The sequence below is a fragment of the Psychroserpens mesophilus genome (assembly GCF_050617655.1).
GTDB classification, from domain to species: Bacteria; Bacteroidota; Bacteroidia; order Flavobacteriales; family Flavobacteriaceae; genus Psychroserpens; species Psychroserpens mesophilus_A.
Genome location: NZ_JBODQC010000180.1, coordinates 1 through 269 on the forward strand (window position 1 = coordinate 1; position 269 = coordinate 269).

The 269-nt window shown below is 33.5% G+C and carries 1 pseudogene; it reads right to left on the reverse strand.

Annotation, left to right across the window (positions count from 1 at the left end):
* A pseudogene (locus ACRHNM_RS16855) lies at positions 1 to 269 on the reverse strand (hypothetical protein); the annotation flags it as partial.

Here is a 269-nt window from a genome sequence, read left to right on the forward strand (position 1 = left end):
ATTTTCTGTTCTATAACGCTCATCTTTAATACGAACGCTAGAGATTACAGATGTAGAATCTAGGGCTTCTTTAGGATATAGGTCTAAAAGCTTTTTGCCGCTTTTGTCAAATATTTCGATAACATTTACTGAGCCAGCAAATTCATCTCCGGCAACATATCTTACTATAGAATCATTTTTAAAAATCGTGTCTAATTCTCTTACGGTTGTAGAGTCTGTTAGCAATCCTATGTTATGCTTTTTAACCAAAAAAGGATCAACAGGTTTAT